General features: G+C 69.4%; 14 protein-coding genes and 1 pseudogene. 8 read left to right on the forward strand and 7 right to left on the reverse strand.

Translation table 11 applies throughout. The features are described from left to right. Positions 1-122: 122 nt before the first annotated feature. Positions 123-4,295 (reverse strand): hypothetical protein, encoded by a 4,173-nt coding sequence (locus AMK13_RS33185; protein WP_143204691.1) that lies wholly within the window; start codon positions 4,293-4,295, stop codon positions 123-125. A 623-nt stretch (positions 4,296-4,918) separates the two neighbouring features. On the opposite strand from AMK13_RS33185, the gene AMK13_RS46140 reads away from it, so the two are divergent. Next, positions 4,919-12,679 carry a polymorphic toxin-type HINT domain-containing protein gene (locus AMK13_RS46140; protein WP_143204692.1) on the forward strand — a complete coding sequence of 2,587 codons (7,761 nt, stop codon included), beginning with the start codon at positions 4,919-4,921 and terminating at the stop codon, positions 12,677-12,679. A gap of 2 nt (positions 12,680-12,681) precedes the next feature. After that, on the forward strand, positions 12,682-13,152 hold the full coding sequence (locus AMK13_RS33195; protein ID WP_079272720.1) for an SUKH-3 domain-containing protein: 471 nt from the start codon (positions 12,682-12,684) through the stop codon (positions 13,150-13,152). Between the two features lie 97 nt (positions 13,153-13,249). On the opposite strand, the pseudogene AMK13_RS33200 reads toward AMK13_RS33195, so the two are convergent. After that, a pseudogene (locus tag AMK13_RS33200) lies at positions 13,250-13,866 on the reverse strand (tyrosine-type recombinase/integrase); the annotation flags it as partial. A gap of 359 nt (positions 13,867-14,225) precedes the next feature. On the opposite strand from AMK13_RS33200, the gene AMK13_RS33210 reads away from it, so the two are divergent. Beyond that, positions 14,226-14,606: a hypothetical protein gene (locus tag AMK13_RS33210; RefSeq protein ID WP_074005373.1), complete on the forward strand. Its 381-nt coding sequence runs from the start codon at positions 14,226-14,228 to the stop codon at positions 14,604-14,606. Between the two features lie 105 nt (positions 14,607-14,711). On the opposite strand, the gene AMK13_RS46145 is transcribed toward AMK13_RS33210, so the two are convergent. Beyond that, entirely contained in the window at positions 14,712-14,834 is a 123-nt protein-coding gene (locus AMK13_RS46145) for a hypothetical protein (protein ID WP_274538709.1), read from the reverse strand. 274 nt (positions 14,835-15,108) lie between these two features. Here AMK13_RS46145 and AMK13_RS33215 point away from each other — a divergent pair, with 274 nt between their 5' ends. After that, positions 15,109-15,474, forward strand: a complete 366-nt coding sequence (locus tag AMK13_RS33215; protein ID WP_143204694.1) for a hypothetical protein — start codon at positions 15,109-15,111, stop codon at positions 15,472-15,474. Positions 15,475-15,659: 185 nt separating this feature from the next. On the opposite strand, the gene AMK13_RS33220 is transcribed toward AMK13_RS33215, so the two are convergent. Continuing rightward, the gene (locus AMK13_RS33220) at positions 15,660-16,388 is read right to left on the reverse strand and encodes a DUF6348 family protein (protein ID WP_074005375.1); all 729 of its coding nucleotides are present in this window, start codon (positions 16,386-16,388) and stop codon (positions 15,660-15,662) included. 452 nt (positions 16,389-16,840) lie between these two features. Between AMK13_RS33220 and AMK13_RS33225 the strand changes: the two genes are divergently transcribed. Beyond that, entirely contained in the window at positions 16,841-17,182 is a 342-nt protein-coding gene (locus tag AMK13_RS33225; protein WP_143204695.1) for a hypothetical protein, read from the forward strand. Between the two features lie 204 nt (positions 17,183-17,386). Next, a complete protein-coding gene (locus tag AMK13_RS33230; protein ID WP_074005377.1) occupies positions 17,387-18,253 on the forward strand; it encodes a hypothetical protein in 867 nt (288 codons plus the stop codon). Here the strand turns inward: AMK13_RS33230 and AMK13_RS33235 are convergent. The 3 genes from AMK13_RS33235 to AMK13_RS33245 form a co-directional block, all read right to left on the reverse strand. After that, complete coding sequence (locus tag AMK13_RS33235; protein ID WP_074005378.1) at positions 18,241-18,669, reverse strand: nuclear transport factor 2 family protein; 429 nt, start codon at positions 18,667-18,669, stop codon at positions 18,241-18,243. The genes AMK13_RS33230 and AMK13_RS33235 overlap by 13 nt on opposite strands. A gap of 99 nt (positions 18,670-18,768) precedes the next feature. After that, positions 18,769-19,398, reverse strand: a complete 630-nt coding sequence (locus AMK13_RS33240) for an isochorismatase family protein (protein ID WP_074005379.1) — start codon at positions 19,396-19,398, stop codon at positions 18,769-18,771. A 265-nt stretch (positions 19,399-19,663) separates the two neighbouring features. Further along, entirely contained in the window at positions 19,664-19,879 is a 216-nt protein-coding gene (locus AMK13_RS33245) for a hypothetical protein (RefSeq protein WP_074005380.1), read from the reverse strand. A 212-nt stretch (positions 19,880-20,091) separates the two neighbouring features. Between AMK13_RS33245 and AMK13_RS33250 the strand changes: the two genes are divergently transcribed. Further along, entirely contained in the window at positions 20,092-22,098 is a 2,007-nt protein-coding gene (locus AMK13_RS33250; RefSeq protein ID WP_074005381.1) for a ricin-type beta-trefoil lectin domain protein, read from the forward strand. 154 nt (positions 22,099-22,252) lie between these two features. Then, positions 22,253-23,284 carry a DUF4232 domain-containing protein gene (locus AMK13_RS33255; protein WP_074005382.1) on the forward strand — a complete coding sequence of 344 codons (1,032 nt, stop codon included), beginning with the start codon at positions 22,253-22,255 and terminating at the stop codon, positions 23,282-23,284. Positions 23,285-23,402 lie beyond the last annotated feature (118 nt).

Raw genomic sequence — 23,402 nt, forward strand, 5'->3', positions numbered from 1 at the left:
GCGTGCCGCAGCCGACGACAGTTGCCCAGGGCGGGGCGCGGATCACCCGCTGTCAGCTTGAGTTGTCGGTTGGCCTGGCGTGTGCTGCCAGGCCAGCCGGACTCATTTCCTCCTGCCAGCTGTCAGATCCGGTACCAGGAGCGGAAGTCGGATCCAGGGGCGGGTTGGTCGATCGCCCAGGTGGTGCCTGCAACGTCGGTGGTCATGACGATCATGGCCCCGTTGTCGAGGAGTGTGACGCGCGGGTCCCCGGCGAAGGTCATGTTCGGGTTGCCGAGGTAGGCGCCGGTGCTGAACCCGGTGGTCGGGCCGCCCTGGCCGAACAGGGCGATGTGCCCGTTGCTCGTGCGGGCGACGATGTTGACGGTGCCCCCGGCTCCGGCGGACAGCACGATGCTGGTGGCGCCGCCGGTGCCGCCGCTGACGCTGATCCTGTACCACTCGCGGAACGGCGTCCCCGGCGCGGCCTGGTCGATGGCCCAGACGTCGCCGTTGACGTCGATGGCGGCCACGATCATGGTGCCGTTGGAGGCCGTGGTGACGCTCGGGTCCCCGGCGAAGACGGGCGAGGTGGTGCCGAGGTAGGCACCCGGGCTGTATCCGCTGGTGGGGCTGCCTTGGCCGAAGTAGCCGATGTGCCCGTTCGTCGTGCGGGCGAACAGGTTGGCGGTCCCGCCTCCCGCGGGCGACAGGACGGCCGCGGAGCGACCCGTGAGGCCGCCGCTGGCGCTGACCTTGAACCAGGCACCGAACGCGGCGCCGGGCGCGGGCTGGTTGGTCGCCCACAGGTCGCCGGCCGTGTCGACGGCGGTGACGATCATGCTGCCGTTGGCGGCGAGGTTGACGGCGGGGTCCTGGGCGAACACCGGCGCGGAACTGCCGACCGCCGCCGCGGGGCTGAAGGCCGAGGTGGGCCCGGTCTGGGCGTAGTCGACGATCTGGCCGGTACGGGTGCGGGCGAAGACGTGCACGGTGCCGCCGGAGGCCGGCGACAGGATCGGCGCGGGGTCCCCGGTGTGGACGCCAGGGCCGCTGAGCGCGTACCAGTCGCGGAAGCCGCCGGTGGTGCTCGTCTGGTTGGTCGCCCATAGGCTGCCGTCGGCGTTGGTCTTGACCGCGACGAGGGTGCCGTCGGCGGCGCGTGTCATCGCCGTCGCCGGGCTGCGCAGGCTCTGCCCGCCGTCCAGCGCCGTGACGGTGTGAAGGTTGCCCTGGGCGGCCAGGCGCGGCTGCCCGAGCCCGGTGGGCGTGCCCGGGTACATCAGCAGGCAGCCGGTGGGGCAGGTGGTGGACTGCGCCGTCCCGTCGGCGGTGTAGTAGGTCACCGGGGCGGCGGGGTCGGCCGGGGTGGTGGCGAGGACGTCGCCGGTGGACTGGCCCGGGGTCGGGGTGAACAGCCGGTAGCCCTTGCCGCTGTCGGCGACGGTGCCGTGCAGGTTGCCCGGGGTCGTGATCAGGGGCCGGTGCTGGGGGTCGAAGCCGGTGGCGTAGATCGTGCCGGTGACGGGGGCGCCGACCTGGTAGCCGAGACCGTCGGCGTTGCGGGCGCCTAGGACGAGGCGGACGCGTCCGTACTCGGCGTCGTTCGGGTCGGTGGTGTTGCGTCGGGCGAGCAGGTCGGGGATGCCGTCGCCGTTGACGTCGCCGGGGGCGAGGACGTCGTAGTCGCTCCAGCCGGAGGCGGAGACGACGGTGCCGGGCTTCAGTTTGTTGATGTCGGACTCGGTGGCCAGAGGCCCTGCGGCCGTACCGCTGTAGACAACGAGGGAGTCGCCGTCCTTGGCGATCAGGTCACTACCGGGATCGGTGTCGAGATTCCCGGCGGCGACGATCTGGCTGGTGCCCGACCAGTCGGCCCCGCTGGGATGGAGCAGTTCGGTGCGCTTGGACTCGTCTGGGGCGCCCATGCCGTTGCCGGGGTAGAGGTAGAGCCGGGTGCCCTGCTTGACGAGGAGGTCCTCGTAGCCGTCCGATGCCTGGCCCGGGCTCTGGCTGGCGAAGTCACCCCGGTGGGTGATCTGGGCGCCGGACCATCCGGGGTTGGCGACGGTCCGGGGCTGGTCGAAGGTGCCGTCGCCGCGGCCGGGGTAGAGAACGAGTTCGCCGGTGCTGGTGGCGGCCACCAGGTCGGCGTGTCCGTCGCCGGTCAGGTCCCCGGGTCGGTCACCGACGAGCGCCGCGTCGGTGGCGTCGTGGACGAAGTTGCTGCGGGCGGTGGTGATCAGCCTGGTGCTGGAGTTCGGGCCGCCGTCCGAGCCGTCATAGGGGGAGAGGTTGCCTGCCTTGTCCATGGCCTGGACGGTGAGTCGGTTGGTCGGCCACAGAGTAGGGGTCACGGAGACCGTGGCGGTCCCGTCCGGGCCGGCGTCCACCCAGGTCCCGCCGCAGCCCTGGTTGACCACGGGCAGGGGCTTGTTGAGGGAGTAGCAGAAGCCCTTCAGGCCGAACTGGTCGCTGGAGGCGAACTTGACCGTGCGCGGGGTGCGGGCGGGCACGTCCTCGATGTCGATGCTGTGGCCGTCGGCGGAGGTGACGGTCGGCTTGGACGGCGGGGTGCTGTCCACGTTGAAACCGCAGTCACGGCCGAAACCCGAGCCGGCGATGCCGTCCTCCGCCTGAACGTGCCACTTGTAGCGGCCGCCGTCACGCATCTTGGCCCAGCCGAGCCTCGTGATGGCCCAGGTCCCGTTGGGGGCAGAGGCCCGATCGACCAGGATGTACTGCCCGGTGTCGTGGTCCCAGGCCTCGAACTTGGCGCTCAGGGCGACGTCGCTGTCAGGGTCGGAGATCCTGGCGGTCAGGACGACGTCGTTGCGGCCGACGGTGGGCCAGGCGGCCGGGTCGCTGACGCACGGTACGTTGACGTTGCTGCTGCTGCCCGGCGTCCACTGCCCCTCCCAGGCCGCGTAGTCGTGGAGGACGGGGGGCCGGTTGTAGGTGATCTCCAGCCAGGGGTTGTTCTTGAACCGCTTGTAGCTGTTCTTGTTGCCGAGGTAGTTGTCCGGGGTGCGCAGTCCGAAGGTGACGCTGTCGTCGCCCCGGTCGGCGACGCCCTGGACGACCTGGCGCAGGTTCTCGGTGCTGAAGTCCGCGCCCTGCACACCGGGGCAGAAGCCGGGGTTGCCATGGGCGAAGGCCTTGGCATCGAGCTGCCAGATCCAGGAGGCCTGGTTGTTCCACGTCGGCGTGGTGGTGTTGATGGGGCCGGTGGCCCAGAGTTCGGTGTTACCCGCCGCGGCCGGGTCGCAGCCCCAGGAGTGGGTCTCCTCGACGTGGAAGGTCGCCGACATGATGGTGGCGCCGGCCAGGCCGCGGGTGTTCATCTCGAAGTAGGAGCGGGTGTTGCCGCTGCCGTTGTAGCCGACGCGGGGCTCGTCCGCCGGGTTGTCGGAGTGCCAGCCGTTGCCGTCCGGGTAGGCGTCGTTGGGCGTGGCGGAGTAGACGACCGCCCAGCGGTTGCGCCAGCCGTCGGTGAACGTCGGGTCGATGACGACCGGGAAGACGGTGTCGGCGCCGTGCAGCAGGTCGGCGTCCGGGGTGACCCGCAGGGTGTCTGCGGTGATCTCGGTGGCCATCGTCTTCGGCGCGTGCTCGCCACTGCCGGCGGCGGCCGGGTCCGACGGCGGGGTGCTGCCGGCGGACGGGGCCGCTGCCAGTGCGGCCTTGGCCTTCAACGGGGAGGCGGTGGCGGTGGGCTGCTGCTGTTGGGCAGCGGCGGCCGGGGCGTGGGAGTCCCACATCCGCGGGGCCTCCGCCGTGAAGACCGTGCCGCCGGCCGTGTCGGTCGCGGCGATCCGGCCGTCCTTGTCGGCGTTGAGCGTGATGCCCGCGGTCTTCAGGCCGTAGGTGACCTGGACCAGGCGGGGGTCGTTCACGGCCTGGCGGGTCTTGACGACCAGCTGGTGGGCGAAGCCGTCGGCCTCGGCGAGGACCTTCAGGTCCACCCCGGGCAGCACATCGCGGTACAGGGCTGTGCTGCCGTTCAGCTCGGGCTGCGGCAGCGGCGTCGGCCAGGTGATGGCGAGGGACTTGCCGTCCTTCTGCATGGTGGCCAGCGCGGTGCTGCCGCCGGCGGAGAACGTCATCGGGAAGACGGAGGCCTTCGGCGCGATGGTTCCGTCGGAACGGCGCTCCAGCGTGGCGTCGGCCGGCTGCCACTGCCCACCGACCTTCGCGCGGACCGGCCGCGCGTGCCGACGCAGGGTGAAGCTGCCGTCGGGGTTCGCCACGAGGTCGGTCGTCTCGTCCTGCCGGCCCGCGACCTCGACAGGCTTTCTGGTCTGATGAGCCTTCAAAAAAGCTTCTTGCTCAGGGGTGTTCGGTCGAGGGGTGGTGGAAGTTCTTCCGCTGTCCGCGCGGGCGGGAATTGGTCCCATCGCTGCGATTCCGACGGTGGCCGCTGCGATCAGCGCGGCCGCCGACTTTTGGGTCGTTCGCCCTATTCGGCGGGCGTTGTGATGGTGCATCCCCTTCACTTTCTGTTCGGTTCGAGGGCGCCCCCATCATGCAAGCGAGTGGTGACGATCCGGTGGAGTGTGAGGTGGCCGGATCTGAGGGGAGGGGGAAAACAGATGCCACATTGTGATCACACGGCGCGGAGAGTGAGTAAGAAGGGAGGACTTTATGAGACAAAGCCGTATTTTGCGACATGCTGTCAATGCGGAGGGGTGTCGCCGAGTGTGTGAAGGAGTTATAAAAGAGAGATAAATGACCTTCGGTCAGGTGCGTGACGAATCATCAACGAGCGTCTCGTCAGCAGCCCTTGATAGCGTCCCGCCGGGTGTGATCGCACCCGCACAAGACGACCAGAGGAAAGAAACGGATGCATCCATCCGAAGCGGGCGCATTGCCCGGACCGCGAACGCGACGGTCCGAGGCAATAACACGCCCAGTACTCCGTAAAGTTGTGCCCATAGCCGTGACGGCTCTGATCGCCGCCGCTGTGCAGATTCCGGCCATCGCGGTAGCGGCCGGCAGCGAGTTCAAGCTGCCGCCCGTCCAGCACGTCGAGGCCGTCCCGCTCTCCAAGGTCGAGGTGGAGCGCCCGAAGGCGGCCCAGCCCCCGACTGCGCCCCCGACTGCGCCTCCGGCTGCGGCATGGCCCAAGCCAGGGAAGGCCGAGGTCGACGTGCCGGCGGCCTCGGCGCCGAAGTCCTCGCCCCAGGGGAAGGCGCCCGGCCTCCCGCTGACCGTCACCTCCGTCGGGTCGGAGCCGGCGGCGGGCGGGAAGTCGAAGGTCCGGGTGGCCGTGTCGGACCGGGCTGCGGCGGCCATCGTGGGTCTCGACGGTGTCCTGGTCAACCTGGAGCCGGTGGCGGGCAGCGCCACGCCGGACAAGGCCCGGGTCCAGCTGGACTACAAGGCCTTTCGGGAGTCGTTTGGGGCCGACTGGGGTTCGCGCCTGACCTTCGTTCAGCTTCCCCCGTGTGCGCTGACCACGCCGGACCAGCCGCAGTGCCGCACGGCCACGCCGCTGGCCGCGTCGAATGACACCAAGGCCGGCACCCTGACGGCGGATGTCGTGGTCTCCGCACCCGTTGACCAGGTTCCCGCTGACGGCGCCGTCAAGGCGTCGTTCGTCCAGGCGGCGAGTGCGTCGGTCGCCGGTGCGACGGTTCTGGCCGCCACCGCCGGGGCATCGGGCCCGGAGGGCAACTACAAGGCGACCTCGCTCTCCCCGTCCAGCACCTGGTCGGTGACCGGCAACACCGGTTCCTTCGACTGGTCCTACCCGATCGAGCTGCCGCCGGTTCCCGGCGGCATGGCTCCCAAGGTCGCCCTCGGCTACTCGTCCGGGGCCATCGACGGGCGTACCGCGTCCACCAACAACCAGTCCTCGTGGATCGGTGACGGCTGGGACTACAACCCCGGCTTCGTCGAGCGCAGCTACACCGCGTGCACAGATGACAAGGGTTCGGGCAGCAACGCTCCCGCCACGGGTGGTGACCTGTGCTGGAAGTCCGACAACGCCATGGTCTCGCTCAACGGGAGCGCCTCCGCACTGGTGCGCGATGACGCGAGCGGTACGTGGAAGCTGTCGAAAGACGACGGTTCGCGGGTGGAGAAGCTCAACGGCAACGCGTCGGACACCGCCAACGGCGACACCGACAACGAGTACTGGAAGGTCACCACGACCGACGGCACCCAGTACTTCTTCGGCAAGAACCGCCTGCCTGGCTGGAGCGCCGGCAAGCCCGAGACCGGTGCGGCCCTGACCGTGCCCGTGTTCGGCAACCAGCCCGGCGAGCCGGGCTACGCGCCCGCGTTCAAGGACTCCTCGCGCGACCGGGCCTGGCGCTGGCAGCTCGACTACGTCGTGGACCCGCACGGCAATGCGGTGGCGTACTTCTACGACCAGGAGAAGAACGCCTACGCCAAGAACAGTGGCGCCGCCACCAGTACCCCCAAGGCGGACGCGGTCTACACCCGTGCTGTCACGCTGAACCGCATCGAGTACGGCCACCGGGCCGGCCAGGTCTACGGTGCGTCGCCCGCGGGCAAGGTCACCTTCTCCACTGCCGACCGGTGTGTGGCGGCGGACTGCTCCTTCACCAAGGCCAATGCCGCCAACTGGTTCGACACCCCGGTCGACCAGTCCTGCGACAAGGACCAGGACTGCCGCAACAGCTCCCCGACCTTCTGGTCCAAGCGGCGCGTAACGGGCATCAGCACGCAGGCCCTGCAGGGCGACGGCAGCTACCGGGACATCGACGCCTGGAGCCTGGACCAGTACTTCCCTGCCACCGGTGACAGCGGCGGCCGGGCCATGTGGCTGCAGTCCATCACCCGTACCGCCAAGGCCGGCACCACCGCGCAGACGCTCCAGCCGGTGACCTTCGGCGGGGACCTGCGCCCCAACCGGGTCGACTCGGCCGAGGGCCGGCCGCCGATGAACCGGTACCGGGTCAACCGGATCACCTCCGAGACCGGCTCCAACACCGACATCACGTACACCGCCATCGACTGCGCTGCGGGGTCTGTTCCCGCCCTGGACAGCAACACCAGGCGCTGCTATCCGACGTGGTGGACCCCCGAGGGCGCGGTCGACCCGGTCCTCGACTGGTTCCACAAGTACCTCGTGGAGAAGGTCACCGAGCACGACCTGGTCGCCGGCTCGGGATCCCCCGACAAGGTCACCGCGTACGAGTACCTCGACGGGGCCGCCTGGCGGCGCGACAACTCCGAGCTCACCCCGGACAAGCAGCGCACCTGGAGCGACTTCCGCGGCTACCAGCGGGTCCGCACCCGCGTCGGCGACTCCGGCAAGAGCCTGACCGAGACCGTCTACTTCCGCGGCATGGACGGCGACACCCTCGCCAACGGTCAGCCGAGGCCGGTCAGCCCCCTCCAGGGTGTCAAGGACAGCAACGAACTCGCCGGCTATGCTCGCGAGACCATCGTCTACGACGGTGACGGTGGCAAGCCGATCACCAGCACGGTGAACAACCCCTGGGTCCGAGGCACCGCGAGCCGGGCGGTGAAGGCCCTGCCCAGCAAGGACGGCAAGCCCACCGCCACCCCGCCGGGCGAGACCGGCCGGCCCGAAGCCGCAGTCCTGCCCCCGGTGACCGCCTCGATGGTCCGCACCGAGAGCACGACGACGAAGGCGCTCCAGCCGGACGGCAGCACCGCCCGTACCGCGCGGTCGAGTAGCACCTTCGACGACTACGGTCAGGTCAAGACCGTCTCGGACGAGGGCGACACGAACGTCACCGGTGACGAGCAGTGCACCCGCACCACCTACGTCACCCCCGACACCGCCAACTGGCTGATCTCCTACCCGCAGTCCGTCCAGACCGCCAGCACGCTCTGCTCGACCGCCGCTACGCCGGTGACCGTTACGAGCGAAGCCAGGACGGCCTACGACGGCAAGCCCCTCGGGTCAGCACCGGAGCCGGGCAAGGGCAGCGCCATCACGACGGAAGCCCTGGATCGCTACGACGGCGCCACCCCGCACTACCTGACGGCCGTCACCACCGCGTACGACCAGTACGGGCGAGTCACCTCCGTCAAGGACGTCAACAACGCCGAGACCACGACGTCCTACACTCCGGCGAGCGGCTCCCAGGCCACCGTCGTTCAGTCCACCAACCCCAAGCAGTTCACGACCACCACCAGCTACGACGGCCTGCGTGCCCTGCCGGTGAAGGTCGTCGACGCCAACAACCGCACCACGTACGTCGACTACGACGCCATGGGCCGCACCACGGCCGTGTGGAACCCGGGCCGGGACAAGAGCGCCTCGGCCAGTACGACGTACGCCTACACCATCGAGCCGGGCAAGCAGCCAGCCGTCACGACCAGGACCCTGCTCGATGGTGGTGACTACCGCACCAGCATCGCCCTGTTCGACGGTCTGCTGCGTCCGCGTCAGGTCCAGGAGGAGGCGCACGGCGGCAGCACCGCCCACAACGGCGGCCGCAACATCACCGACAGCTTCTACGACAGCCACGGCCGGGTCTACCGGTCCAACGCGGCGTACCATGCCGACGGGCCTCCGGTCGCGGCGCTGTGGATTGGCCTGGACAACAAGGTCCCGTCCCAGACGGAGACCGAGTTCGACGGCCTCGACCGGCCCACCGCCGGCATCTTCAAGTCCCTGAACATGGAGAAGTGGCGCTCCACCACCCGCTACGGCGTGAACTGGAGCGCGACGACCCCGCCCGACGGCGGCACCCCCACGCTCACCATCACCGATGCCCGGGGCCGTACCTCCGAGGTGCGGCACTACAAGAGCGGGAGCCCGGACTTCGACGCCCCCGTGTCGGCGTACGAGGCCCTGAAGTATTCCTACAACCCGGCCGGCAAGCTCACCCGGTTCACCGACGCCGCGGGCAACGCCTGGACCTGGGAGTACGACCTGCTCGGCCGCCAGGCCAAGGCCGTCGACCCGGACAAGGGCACCACCACCAGCACCTACAACACTGACGGCACACTTGCCACCGTCACGGACGCTCGTGGCAAGACGCTCGCGTATGCCTACGATGTCCTCGGCCGCAAGACGGGGATGTTCGACGGCTCCACCACGGGGACCAAGCTGGCGGAGTGGGCCTACGACACCCTGCCCGGCAGTAACGGTCTGGCCACCGGCAGCACCCGCTGGGAGAACGGCAAGGCCTACACCACCGGCATCACCGGGTTCGACGGCGCGGCCCGACCCACCGGAACCACCGTCACCGTCCCGGACAGCGAAGGACTGCTCGCCGGCACCTACAACGCCTCCCAGACCTACACGCCCAACACCGGCCTGGTCGACACCACGACCTATCCGGCCGGCGGCGGACTCCCGCAGGAGACCGTCCGCCGCAACTACACGCCGCTGGGTCTGCCCACCACGGTGAGCGGCGGCAGCCGGGTGTACTCGCTCGGCAACACCTACTCGCCGCTGGGCCAGCTCCAGCAGAGTGTCACCGGCAACGTCGGGTCCAGGGCGGTCCAGACCTACGACTACGAGAACGCGACCCAGCGACTCGCTCTCGTCCAGACCGACCGGGAGCGCAGCGGCCCGCAGACCCTCGACAAGAAGACCTACACCTACAACCCGGTCGGAAACATCACCCGGGTCCGCGACGACCGCGACAACGCAACTGTCGCGGACACCCAGTGCTACACGTACGACTTCGCCCAGCGTCTGACCGATGCCTGGTCGTCGACCGACGATTGCGTGGCCAAGCCGACCTCGACCACTGCCCCCTATGTCGGCGGAGTGGACCCGTACTGGAGTAGCTACACCTACGACGCGGCCGGCAACCGGACCCAGGCGACCAACCGCAGCTTCGGTGCCGCCCCCGGTCCGCTGATGGACACCGGTAAGGTGACCTCCGTCGCCATCGCCGGTGACGGGCAGACCGCCTCCGTCGCGATCGCCGACGGCCAGGTCTACCTCGCCCAGCAGCGCGCCGACGGCACGTGGGCCAACTTCGAGAACCTGCACAAGACCCAGGCCGGGCCTCTGCCCGCCGCCGTCGAGTACGTCGTGGCGGCCTGGGCCGACAACACCCTGCAGATCATGGCCGTCGCCGGCGGCAGGGTGTGGCACACCCTGCGCGACGCCAACGGCAAGTGGGGAGGGTGGGGCGACGTCACCAACGTGGTCGGGCCCATCACCAACCCGAGCCAGCTCTCGCTGTCCGCCACCGCCTCCGGTCTGGAGGTCCTCGCCCTGTCCGACGGCGTGCTCAAGCACACCCTGCGCAGGCCCGACGGTGTCTGGGCGGGCTGGGGCAACGTCTACGGCGAGACCGGCAGCCTCACCGGAGCCACCCGTGTCACCAGCGCGGCCACTGGCTCCGGCCTCGAGGTCATCGTGATCGCGGGCGACAGGCTCTGGCACACCGTGCGCTTCGGCAACGGCATCTGGCAGAAGTGGGGTGACGTCTACGGCGCCACCGGTGCGCTCACCTCGCCCACCAGCCTCACCGCCACCGCGACCGGCGCCGGCCTCGAAGTCGCCGCCATCGCGGGCGGAAACATCTGGCACACCATCCGCAAGCCCGACGCCACCTGGGCGGGCTGGGGCAACGTCAGCCAGGTCGTCGGCCAGCTCAACCAGCCCACGTCCGCAGCGGTCGTCAGCTCCGGCGGTGACCTGAAGCTCATCACGGTCGCCAGTGGGGCGATCAACTACACCAAGCGGGCCTACGCCACCGGAAGCTGGCTGCCCTGGGCGCAGCTCACCCAGATCCCCGAGAACCCGCCGAGCGACCAGACCCAGCGCACCTCCACCTACCCCGCCGCGGGAGGCAGCCGGCCCCACGCCCTGTCCCGGGTCGACATCACCGGGACCGGCGCCCGGACCGACACCTTCACCTACGACGAGGCCGGCAACACCGTCCGCCGCGTCACCGTCGACGGCGACCAGGCGCTCGAGTGGGACACCGAGGGCCACCGCGCCAAGTCCACCACCGCGGGCAAGAGCACGACCTTCCTCTACGACGCCAACGGCAACCGCCTCCTGCGCCGTGAGCCCGACGCGGTGACCCTCTACCTGGACGGCCAGGAGCTCAAGCTCGACAAGACTGCCAACAAGGTCACCGGCACCCGCTACATCACCGCTGGTCCCGTCACCCTCGTCAAGGCCTCCGACGGCAGCCTCAACTACCTCATCAACGACCAGCAGGGAACCGCCCAACTCACCATCAGCGCCGACAACCTCGACTACACCCGAGGCGACACCACCCCCTTCGGGACCCCCCGAGGCAAGAAGCCGGCCTCCTGGCCAACCGAACGCGGCTTCGTCGGCGGCACCAACGACGCCACCACCGGCCTCACCCACCTCGGTGCCCGCGAATACGACGCGGCCAACGGCCGCTTCATCTCCGTCGACCCCATCCTCGACCCCACCGACCCACAGCAGATCAACGGCTACGCCTACAGCAACAACAACCCCGTCAACCTCAGCGACCCCAGCGGACTGATCTCGATCTTTGGGATCATGATCTTCCCGGATCGACCCAAACTAAAGGATCTTCCCGGCATAGCCGGAAAGATGGCTGCTGGCGGGTTCGACTCCGCCGTCGGGTGGCTGACGGAGAACAGCCCGTTTGCCGCGATGAATAATGCCATGGCGGGGGTTAACCAGCAGGCTGGCGTCACCGTCATTCCAGGCATTGTTCCGATGAAAACGACTGCGCACCCTGCAGCTGACTTGTTCGGTATTTCACACAACGATCCGGCCTACAGGTTCGGGGAGATCGCCGAGACTGTAGCGGAGATTGCTGGTGGTGGGCCCGGAGCCGTAAAGGGAGCAGCTAAGGGCGCCAGGGCAGCCAAGGGTCTGATCAAAGAATCTGGGGTAGTTAAGAAGGCACTCAAAAAGCTCTTCGGAAACTGCAGTTTCACGCCCGACACGCCCGTTCTGATGGCCGACGGTACCAGCAAGAATATCGGCGAAATCCAGATCGGCGACAAGGTCAAGTCAAACGACCCGGAACGACCCGCAGGGGAGGACAACGGGGACCGGCCTGTCCTGGCCACTCTGATCAACGACGACGAAGACCTCGTCGATGTGACAATCAAAACCGCAGGCGTTGCCGAGGAAACCGTCCACACCACGTCCAACCACCCTTTCTGGGATGACACGACCCGTTCGTGGACGCCAGCGGGTGAGCTCACGGTTGGGCATGTCCTCAAGAGCGAATCCGGCGACCTCATCGAGGTCGCGGCCGTGCGCCCTGTTGCGGGTCGCTCCTGGATGTACAACCTGACGATCGCCGACTTCCACACGTACTATGTTGTGGCGGGCGATGTGCCGATCTTGGTCCACAATTCCTGTGGTCCGGATATGGGCTCTGCTGCTCGCGCCGCCGCCAAGCAAGCGCCAGAAGATGCCACGATGACTTCCGTTGCACGCATCAAGAACACGGACATGATGGAGCCTGGCTATTCTGGAGCTTCCTCCCGCCCAGCCTATCTGGAGCCTGAGATCCAGAAAGCTGCAGCCGATGGCGGGCAGATGTTCGAGGGAGATGCGGCTAACTGCGCGGAGATGCGCGCATGCAATGCACTGTTTGCCAATCATGCGGCTGATTTTGAGGGCATGTTTGGGCGTCCTCTTCAATTCAGCGATATCGAATTTCTCACTGTCAGAAGTTCCACTGGCCTACCCGAGGCGGCCTGTCTATCCTGCCAGAGTGCGCTAGTGAGGCGTGGCGCGACTGACCTATCGGTCGGAGGGTGAGCATGGAATTGATAATCCATGGACGAGGGCGCCGTTTGGTTGAAGCGGCAGGCTGGAGGCCTGGCGTCGTGGCCGACGTCTCTGGACTCGTACGTGAGATGAAGCTCGTCGGCTTCGATGTGTCGCCTGCGGCGCACCGATTCTTGGAGGCGTTCTGGCAACTCCGGATCGAGCACCTGCCCAGCATCGACTTGAATAGCAAGGAGATATTCTGCTGGACTGAGTTTGACCCCACGCGGGTGTGCACCGCGCGTGATGCGAGGATTGCTGGACGCTGCTCTGGCGTAGTTGGTGAATCCCTGTGCCCATTGGGAATTGATGGATTTCACCTCACCGTGTATGTGTCGCCATCTGGCAAGTTCTTTGCTGGGATGGACTCCTCGGTGTTCGCATATGCGGACTGCGTTGACGATTTCTTTGCGAAGCTGGCTGATGGATCCAGGCCACAACTCATTGGGAACTGGGAGCTGTAGGGCGCGTTCGGTGCTTTAGAGGAATAGCTGAGGCCCCACCGGAAATGCCTTCCGGTGGGGCCTCAGCGGTCTCTGGCGGCAGTAGTTGACGGCAACGTCAGCGGACGGGTGCTGCACAAAGCGGCGGCTCGTCGCCCTCGATTCCGGTCTCGGCGAGGTTTCCGAGTGCGTGTCCGAGGAGGTCGATGGCCTGCCGCTGAAGGCGGATCCGGACGTGGGCGTACACCGTGGCAGTGACGCCGATGTGGGCGTGGCCCAGCAGCTCCTTGATGACGACGCCTTCGACGCCCTGTTCCAGGAGCAGGGTCGCAGTCGAGTGCCTCAGGTCGTGGAACCGGATCGCCCGCAGGCGGGAGTGGCGAAGTAGCGCGTTGAAGTGCCGTGTGAGGGTGGCGGGTTCGATGGGGTGACCGTCCGTGCGGGTGAAGACGAGGTCGTTGTCCACCCACTCTGCGCCGGCCTGATGCTTCTCGCGGGCCTGTCGCTCACGGTGCACGCGGAGCGAGGTGACGCACGCGGCCGGGAGGGCGATGCGGCGTTCCGAGCTGATGGTCTTGGTCGGCAGGGTTGTGAGGCCGCCGGTGCGTGTGCGCTGGAGAGTGCGGCGGATGCTGGCGGTACTGGTGACGAGGCCGAGGTCTTCCCAGCGGAGGCCGAGGAGTTCGCCCTGCGGAGTCCGGTGTGCAGGGCGGGTTCGAACAGCGCCTCAGGGCGGCGCAGCAGAGGGGGTCGCACCTGGCGTCGCCGTACGCGACCCTTGGCTTGCCGGCCCCCTGCCCGCCCGGATTCCTCATGGCCGCCGACGGCCGGCGGGCAGGGCGGGGGTCGAAGATCGTGAGCGATGGGAGGCTGAGCCCTTGCGGTGGCAGATGGTCCCGCTCGGAGGTCAGGGGGGAACGGGAAATGGCGAACGCTGTCGGCCGTCTCGCGGACATCATGGGGGAGCCCCGATGTGAGCCGTTCCGGGTGTACTGGGAGGGGGCCGTCGAAGGGCTAGGCACCGAACTGCCCTCGGACTACGGTGCGTTCGTGGAGCGGTACGGCCGTGCCCACTTCCGCGGCGAGAGTTCGCTATGGTGACCCCGGACCTCGACCCCGGCACTCCGGACGAGGAGAGGTACGAACACTTCCGCCACTTCAACGTGGAAGTCGAGGAGATGCTCGACGGGTGGTACGAGTGGAATCCCGAGCTCGGCAGGCCCTACGCGCCGTTCCCGGCGAAGGGCGGTCTGCTCGTCTGGGCCAACAACACCATCTCCGACTACTTCTGCTGGGGCACCTCGGCCGGAGACCCGGACCAGTGGCCGGTCGTGGTGTGGCGCTTCGACATCAGCGAGTTCGTCCGTTTCGACGGCACCATGACCGAGTTCCTGGCCACCGTCCTGACAGGGGAGGCCCCCGACTCCGACGAGTACATCGACCGGACGTTGGCGCCCGACCGGTGTCTCTTGTAGTCCGTGCCCCGCAGCCCGGCTGAGCGTTCGCCATGGGAGTAGCAGGACACCCCTTGGTGCAGGAAGTCGGCCGGTCCGACTTCCTGCACCAAGAGCCCACGTGGGTTACGCGTTGCCGCCCCTGTTGCCCCTGCCGCGTAGGAGGTCCGCGATGCGCGCGTCGACCTGGTCGCGGTCGTAGCTGTGCCGTACCAGGTCGACGTCGCGGAACTCCGGTGATGTGGACACCTCGCGGGTCCTCCAATCTCTGACGACCGCTCGCCCGGGCCACAGGGGTAGAGGTCGGTCCGCGGTGGCCGGGCCCTGTGGCTGAAGTCCGTCACCCGCACGGCCAAGGCCGGCGCCACCGTGCAGACGCTCCAGCCCGTCGTGTTCGGCCACGGAGACCCGCTTCCCAGCCGGGCCGACTCCGCCGAGGGCTGTCCCGATGACCCGGTACCGGGTTGACCTGATCACCTCCGAGACCGCACGACGTCCTACGCTCCCGGCGAGTGGCTCCCAGTTGACGATCGTCCGGTCGACCAACGCCAAGAAGTCCGCGACCACGACCACCCGCGACGGCCTGCGCGCCCTGCCGGTGAATGTCGTCGACGTCAACAGCCGCACCACGTACGCCGATTACGACGCCATGGGCCGCACCACAGCCGTGTGGAACCCAGGCCGGGACAAGAGCGCGTCGGCCAACGCGACGTACGCCTACACGATCGAGCCGGGCAAGCAGCCCGCCGTCACGACCAGGATGCTGCTGGAGGACGGCGACTACCGCACCGGCATCTCCCTGTACGACGGTCTCCTGCGCCCGCGCCAAGTCCAGGAGCAGGCGTACGACGTGGACGGCGGCCGGCAACATCACCGACAGCTTCTATGACAGCCACGGCCGGGTCTGCTGCGTCAACGCGGCGTACCACGCTGCCGGGCCTCCGATAGCGGTGCTGTGGATCGGTCTGGACAACAAGGTCCCGTCCCAGACGGAGACCGAGTTCGACGGGCTCGACCGGCCCACCGCCAGCATCTTCAGGTCCCGAACATGGAGAAGTGGCGTACCACCACCCGCTACGGGGTGCGCTCCGCGGGCAGCATCAGGCTGAAGGAACGGGCGACGGTGAAGACCGTCGGCTCGGGCAGGTTGAGCGCGGCCAGTGCGGCTGAGGCGGCCTCGTGCCGCTCGCCGTTGATCCGGATCTCGGACTCCACTGCTCCCGGGGCGCCGCCGTAGAAGACGCGGACCCCGTTGAACCAGGGCGATTCCAGGTCGGCGGTGAAGGTGTCGGCGATCTCGTGAAGCACATTCGCTTCCAGCAGCGCCTCCTGGAGGTCGCGATTCTCCTCGGCGGAGAGTCCGTACGCCAGCACGCCCGAGGTGATGGACCGCCACCCCGGTACGCCGTGTTCCTGGGCGGGATCCAGGTGGTCGGCGAAGCGGCCGCGTCCGTCGATCAGTTCGAGCATGCAGGCGCCGGCGGAACGGGCCCACAGTCCGGCCGCGTCGCGCGGGGTGGTGACGACTACGGCGCAGTCCCCGAAGCAGGGCGGGTCGTGCTGGACGTTCACGTCCGGGATGGCGATCAGGTCGTAGTGCCGGTCGTCCCCGTGGCCCGCCGGCCCAACGGCGACGGCCCAACCCCGCGGACTGAGCAGCGAGTTGCCCTTGAGCTCGGCACCCGCCGTACTGTCGGGTGCGACCTCCTCGAGTGCATCGCGGACCAGCGCGAGGAACGCGAGATCGGGCAGTCGGCCATCGGGTGGCTCGGTGGCGCGAGAGCGGCGGCGTATCCAGGACATGCGGGGATCATACGGAGGCGGCGATGGGGCTGTTCGCCTCGCGGTCCCCATGCATGCGGGTTCCGGATCCGACGGCACCCGCCGCGACGTCCTCGCCCTGCGGCTCCTGCGCTAGACAGCGGCCGGAGGGCGGCCCGAAGGCCGCTTGACGATGTACGTACATCAACCTGTTTTCGGCGGTCGTGAATTCCCGGCATATCCGCAGGCAGAAGCGAATCGGACGATCGTCTTCGGGATTCCTGCCCGCCGCCCCCGAGGGCGCCTTTGTCCGCTTTATTCCGTCGGCCCTCGGCAAGGGCTGGTCGATCCCGGCGGCGAGTGACACTCTCTTCCGTTGTCGGCGATACGGGGCCGCGAGGGCCGGGGAAAACGGCCCGACGCGGGCCGGTCATTTCGCATCGCCAGGTCGCAACGATCCGTCAGTCGAATGGGACAGGGAGAGCGGTACTTCCATGAATCTTCGTATCAGCAAGCGAATTGCCGCGGTGACACTCGCCGCCGCCACCGTGGTCGGCGGAGGCGTCGTCGCCGCCTCGCCCGCCAGCGCCATCGGCCCCGTGCAGTGCCCCGGCGGCGGGGCGAAGGCCTACGGCATCGAGCTGTGGATGTCGGGCTGGCAGCTCTGCTACGCGGGCAGCGTGGGGGCCATCTACCCCAACGTCGACGGCGTGAACCTGGTGACCTCGCAGTGGAACAACGGCATCATCACGGCGAACGGCACGCCGTACAACCTCTACGCCGGCGGAAGCCTCAGCTTCACCAGCGCGCACGTTTCCGAAGTGCAGATCGTGTGATTCCGCCAGGGGCGGCGGGCGTCCTCCGGATGCCCGCCGCCCGCTTTTCTCCGTCTTTCTCCAGGGAGGAGAAGAATTCCTATGCCGATGCCACCGCGGGGACGCGCCCCGCTCGCGCTCACCGTTCTGGCCGTGGCCGTGAGTTCCCTTTCCGCCTGTTCCGGTGGAGGCCAGGCGAATTCCGGCCCGCCGCCGACAGGGCAGGTGCCGGTCATCGACCGGCCGGAGCAGATCACCCTTCCCCTCGACGGCTACAAGCCGACCGCCGAACAGGCCGTGACGATCAGTCGGGCCTCGCACCTCGTCACGGCCCGCTGCATGAAGGACTTCGGCCTCCAGGCCCCGGAGGAGACCTACGACGCCTTCACCCAGGCGGCGACGGCGGCCCGGGAACGGACCCAGCTCTACGGGTACTTCGCCCCGGCGAAGGCGGCCGAGAAGGGGTACGACCGCAACCAGGTCATCCCCGATTCCACCCTCTCCCCGGACGTCACCTCGGTGCTCTACGGAGCGGACCCCTCGGGGAAGCCGGTCACGAGCTTCAACGGCAGGCCGGTGCCCAAGGGCGGCTGCTGGCAGGCCGGCGCGGACGCGCTCGGCGGGCCGCCGCCGGTGCCGGGCACCGCGCAGGGGCTGCCCGACAAGGGCCCCCGGATCCCCCTCACCGACCCGCGCCTGACCGCCGCGTACGCGGAGTGGAGCGCGTGCATGAAGGGGAAGGGCTACAGCTACGCCAACCCGGCGGACGCCTACAGCGACCGCAAGTGGGGCGCGGCGGGCACCACTCCCGCGGCGGGCACCGCCCCCGCCGCCGGGACGCCGCCCCCGCGCAGCCCCGACGAGGTGCCGACGGCCGAGGCCGACATCGCCTGCAAGCTCTCCCTGAACACGGTCGGCCGGCTCGTCGCGGTGGAGACCGCCTACGACAACCAGTACATCGCGAGGAACGCCGACTCCCTGCGGAGCTTCGCCCAGCAGCTGAGCGCGCGGACGCAGCGGGCCCAGGCCGTCATCGCGCAGGACGGCGCCACCGGTCAGGGAGCGCCGCCCGCGGTGGTTCAGCCCGGGTAGTCGATGGCGTTCAGGGCGAGGTCGTCCATCAGGCGCTCCCTGAAGAGCCACCCGCCGTCGACGCGGACCACCGTGTCGTTGAACCGGCCGTAGGCCGCGACGTGCGGCGTCTGGGTCCGCGGCTCGAAGGCGGCGATGACGACCATGTAGCTCCAGACCGTCGCGGTGTCCGCGTCGACCTCGGTGACGGTCGTGTTGGTGCTCATGTGCCGGTTGCCGGCGCGGCTCGGGCCGTAGTCGTCGAGCCACTGGGCGAGCGCCTCGCGGCCGGTCGTCGTCCCCGTGTAGTTGGTGAGGCTGCCGTCCTCGGTGAAGGTGTCGGCGAAGCCCTTGAGGTCGCCCTCGTCGACGGTCTTCCAGTAGTGGGCCAGCAGTTCGTGGATCTCGAAGCGGTCGGCTGCGGTGATGCCGGACATGCGGGTGCTCCCTATCCGAGGTCTGTCCGAGGTCGGTTCGACGTTGGTGCGAGGTTGGTTCGAGGCCGGTGCGGGACCGGTCCGAGGCCGGTGCGGGGTCTACCTGAGGTTTCCGCGGGCGAAGGCGGCGAAGACGCCCTCGCCGCCCATCGCGTCGAAGAACGCGGCGGCGTGCTCGCTCTGCCAGCTGCCGAGCAGCCGCGTCAGCGCCGGGACGACGGTGAGCAGCTCCGCCCCGGCGGCCCGCAGGGTGTCGCGGCTGTTGGCGGCGGAGGTGCGCGTGCCGGCCGCCGACACGTCGAGCAGGACGGCGACGCCGAAGCCGTCCTCGATCGCGGACAGGACCGGCGGCACCAGGCACACCTCGGTGGTCAGGCCGCCGACGAGGAGGTTCTCCCGACCGGTCGCACGGACGGCCTCGACGAACGCCGGGTCGTCCCACGCGTTGATGACGCCCGCGCGCCGTACCCGGGCGGCGTACGCGGCGGGCACGAGGGTCTCGAGGTCGGGCAGTAGCGGGCCCTGCTGGCGGTCCTCGAGGCTGCTGGTCAGGACGACGGGGACGCCGACCGCCGCCGCGAAGCGCACGATCGTGCGCACCCACATCGTCAGCTGGTCGCGTTCGTCCTCGCCGGCCGGCTCGCCGGCCCACCCGATCGTGCCGACCTGGTGGTCGATCAGGACCAGCGCGGTGTTGTCGATGGTGAGGGGGATCCGGGGTGCGGTCATGACGCCCTCACCCGCCGGGGCGATCCGTGTCGAACCGGGCCATATCCGCCCGGACACGCCTATCTGCACTCATGTGCCTACAGTAAGTGACGCCTCGGCGTCTGCGGCCCGATCCACGAGCGGGGCGGGGGTGTCGCCGCCGGGACGGTGGCGGACCCGGCGGTGGACGAGGCGTTCGGGGTGTTCGAGGCGGCGCTGACCGTGCCGGGCCGTTGCGCGGGAAGTCGGCCGGTCCGACTTCCCACGCCGAGCCCGCCGCGTGGGGTTACGCCCTGCCGCCCCTGTTGCCCCCGCCGCGCAGCAGGTCCGCGATGCGCGCGTCGACCTGCTCGCGGTCGTAGCCCCGCCACCTGATCTCGAACGCCGGCACGGGCGGCAGTGAAACGGCCCCGGACAGGGCCCTGAGGTAGTGGTCGACCTGCTCGCGGTCGTAGCCGCGCCGGACCAGGTCGAAGCCGCGGAACTCCGGTGATGTGGACACCTCGCGGGTCCTCCAATCTCTGACGACTCCCTGACGGCCCGCTCGCCCGGGCCACAGGGATCGAGGCCGGTGAGCGGGGCTCGCTGACCGGGGTGGCGCGTGAAAGGCGTCAGGCTTCTTGATCTTGTCATATGGATCGCGTCAGGAGCCGCGGGACGGCGAACTTCCGGTGCCACCATCCAACTTCCCCGAGAAGAAAGACGGTTCCGACCTTGCACCTCCTCTCCCGCCTGAAACGCGCCCTGGCCTGCGGGGTCGCCGCCGTCGCGGTGGTCTCCGGCCTGACCGCGCAGGCCCAGGCCGCGCCCGCGGCAGCCGCCGCGGCGGCCCCGGTGGACAAGACCTGCGGAACCCCGGCCTCGCCGGGCGGCGGCAACTGCATGACGGCGCTGATCAGTTCCGCCTTCGACACGATCAGGCTGATGCACGACGCCGCCAACCTCAACAAGCTGGACAACGCCGAGTTCACCCAGAACACCGCGACGAAGTTGAGCGCGAAGTTCCCGGGGTTCAACGTCATGGTGTTCAAGACCGTGGGCACCGACCTGTACGACACCGAGTGGTTCCGGAACGAGTACAAGTCCGACATGCGGGGGGTGCTGCTCGACACCACCTACAAGCTCAACCACTTCCTGGACAAGGAGAAGAAGGAGCCGTCCGGCTACGACGTCTTCCGGATCTGGGTCTTCCAGGGGGACTCGACCTTCCGCAACCGGGGCGACGGCGGCTACCTGAACTGGGCGTTCACCGGCAACGACGGCGACAGCGTCAAGAAGGAGCCGTGGACCTGCCGTTCGGGCACCGCGCGGCCGTACAAGTGCGACGGCGACGTGCGCACCGTCCACTTCCCCTCCCGCTCCGGCTACGGCACCAGGACCGGCAGCCTGACCCCCGACTCCAGCGCCCCCGGCTACCACGCCTGCCTGGACGTCAGTGGCAACGGCACCGCGAACGGCACCCCCGTCCAGATGTGGGAATGCAACGGTGGCGACGCCCAGAAATGGACGTACAACGGCTACAAGCTCCAGGCGGCCAACGGCAAGTGCCTCGACCTGGAGGCCAACAAGACCGCGAACGGGACCAAGCTTCAGGTGTGGGACTGCCTGGAGATCCCCGGACAACGCTGGAACATGTCGGCCGGCGGCGGCTTCCGGCACATGACCGACCAGGACGACCGCTCCAAGGACGTCTGCATCGACGACTTCAGCGGCCGGACCGCCAACGGCAGCACGGTGGCGGCCTGGGCCTGCGGCTCCGAGGACCGGCGGGACGCGCCCAACCAGAACTGGGCCTGGGGCGGCACCCCGCCGACCACCACCCCGCCCACGACCGGCGGCGGCACCGGCACCGGCGCCGAGGTGTACCTGAAGCTCGACAACGGCCTGGGCGCCGTGCCGGTCAACGGCTCCGCCGGCGCGTCGGTCGTCGCCGGGCTCCGGGGCGGCAACGAGTCCAAGTGGAAGCTCTCCCCGGCGGGCGGCGGCCGCTACCGGATCACCAGCTCGTACGGGCTGGAACTCACCGAGAACGGCGGCTACCTGGCCGAACTCCAGCCGTGGAGCAACTCCTCCCGGCAGAAGTGGGAGCTCGCCGCGATCGGCAACGGCAAGTACCAGATCCGGATCTCCGGCGACGACTGCCTCGCCCACGACGCCGACTTCAAGCAGCTCGGCGTGTGGACCTGCAAGCAGGACTGGCACCAGGGGTGGGTGCTCGAATCCACGTCCGGCGGCGTGATCACGCCGACCGACCCGACCACCCCGACGAAGCCGGACCCGAAGCCGGACCCGGACCCGAAGCCCAAGCCGAAGCCGTCCTCCGACATCCCGACCGAGCGGCCGCTGTTCCTGAAGCTCGCCAACGGGCTGGGCGCGACGGCCCCCAACGAGACCGCGAGCTGGGGTTCGCCGATCGTGGGCGGGATCCTGGGGGCGAAGGGCTCCACCTGGACGGTCAAGCCGCTGGGCGGGGACCGCTACCGGATCGTCAACGACCTCGGGTTCAACCTCACCGAGAACCCCGAGACCTACGTCGCCGAGCAGCAGGCGTGGGGCGACACCGCCAACCAGAAGTGGGAGTTCGTCGGCCTCGGCAACGGCAAGTACCGGGTCCAGATCGGCGACGACGACTGCCTCACCCACGACTCCGACTTCAAGCAGCTCGGGGTGTGGAGCTGCGAGGGCGGCTGGAAGCAGGAGTGGTCCTTCCAGCTCCTCTGACCGGAGCCACCTGCCGGAGTCACGGCCTCGGGCGCCGGCCGTACGGGTCGGCGCCCGAGGCCCGTCCGCCAGGGGCGCGGACCGTGGCAGGACTGTTGCCCGTGAAGTGGCGCAGCTCACTGCCGTCCGGTGCGGGGCGTGATCGACTCGCCCGATGCGCCAGCTCTCCCCGTCCCGCCGCCCGTTGACGGCCCGGCACCCTGCCGCGTCCGCCGTGGCCGTCGCCACCGCCGCGTTCCTGCTCGCGGGTTGCGGCACCGCGACGACCGCGGCCTCCGGCGGCGGCCCGGAGGGCTCCGGCAGCCCCCGGCCGTGCGGCAGCGCGCCGCCGAGCGCGCCCGGCGTGCCGCAGCCGACCGCGCTCGCCCAGGGCGGGGCGCGGATCACCGCCGTCGGCCGCACCTGCTTCGAGTACGAGGTGACCAACCCGAACGCCGAACCGTACGACTACACCGTGGTGTTCAACGGTCCCGATCCGGACCGGGGCGCGGCGGTGTTCGGCGGCCCGGGCGGGGGAGGGAAGCTCACCCGGACCGTCACCGGGCTCGCCCCCGGCGCCACCGAGAAGGGGCGGATCGACCTGGCCGTGCCCGGTGCGACCGGGCCGGGCTCCCGCCCGGGCGCGCCCACCCTGGGACGGTCCGACAACCCCCACCCGCCGAAGCCGGAGCTCCTCCAGGTCCGCAGCGTGCCCACCGCCGAGGCGCCCAGTGCCGGCGGCCCCTGCCCGCCCTCCGGCCTGCGGCTGTACGCCGACGAGGGCAGCGCCGCGATGGGCCTGCGCGCGGTCGGCCTGCACCTGCGCAACTGCGGGACGGCCACCGTCACCCTCGACGGCTACCCGCAGGTGCAGCCGCTCGACCCCGACCACAAGCCCCTCGACGGCGTGCGGATCCTGCGCGGCGGCGCCGAGATCGCCTCCGGCACCGGCGCGGACAACCCGCCGCAGAAGATCGCCCTGGGGCCGGGGGAGGGCGCCCGCGCCACCCTGGTGTGGCGCAACACCACCGAGGCCGGCGCCGGGGACCCGCAGAACGCCCCCTACGTCCGGGTGCGCGCCACCGCCGACGCGGCCCCCGTGATGGTCGTCCCGGAGCTCGACCTCGGCACCACCGGCCGCCTCGGCGCCGGCGCCTGGGCCCGGGAGGACGCGAACGACAAGCCGTCGCCGGACCCGAGGCCCTGAGGTCCTGAGGTCCTGGAGAGGGAAGGACGGCCCGGCACGCTCCCCCGTGGCGTGCCGGGCCGTCGGCGCGGAAACGGAACGAGATGTTCCGCCGCGCGGTGTTCACTCGTGGAGGATG

The sequence above is a fragment of the Streptomyces sp. CB02056 genome, assembly GCF_001905545.1.
GTDB lineage: Bacteria > Actinomycetota > Actinomycetes > Streptomycetales > Streptomycetaceae > Kitasatospora.